This is a genomic window from Gilliamella sp. Pra-s60, from assembly GCF_009795755.1.
In the GTDB taxonomy this organism is placed as follows: domain Bacteria; phylum Pseudomonadota; class Gammaproteobacteria; order Enterobacterales; family Orbaceae; genus Gilliamella.
In genome coordinates this window covers 1-414 of sequence record NZ_WTFA01000053.1, presented here as the reverse complement: position 1 = coordinate 414, position 414 = coordinate 1, and the positions used below count along the sequence as shown (strand labels likewise).

The window sequence follows — 414 nt, the reverse complement described above, 5'->3', positions numbered from 1 at the left end:
ACCGTAACGAACCTCATTACCATTACTACCTCTACCTACCAACTCGAAAGTCTGTGGCAAAGATGGGCGTGTTAGTGAACTTGGACGACTTGAACTTATTTGACTACTACTTGCCCTTGGACCATGCAACGTTACCCGTGCTACATTTTTGGATTTATCCCTAATCCATTCATCAGCTTGGACAGTATTTTCCCTTGGGTTTGTGAATGTACCAGAACGCGGCCTTGTCCAACTCACCGTTGCTCTTATACTACCACTTGTGTTAACTGTCCAACTTAACTGACTTCCGTCAATACCACCTATATCCAAATCAAAATACAAACCATCTAAACCCGTAGTAGGAAAGTTCCTGTCGTAAGATGATGGACTCGTTGACTGAACTAAAAAGCCCTTACTAGGATTCCATATGTTAGC

The 414-nt window shown here is 42.8% G+C and carries 1 protein-coding gene; it reads right to left on the bottom strand.

The genetic code is table 11. The annotated features are described in order from the left end of the window. A partial coding sequence (locus tag GQ596_RS10980; RefSeq protein WP_160401759.1) for a hypothetical protein occupies positions 1-414 on the bottom strand: 414 nt, incomplete at both ends.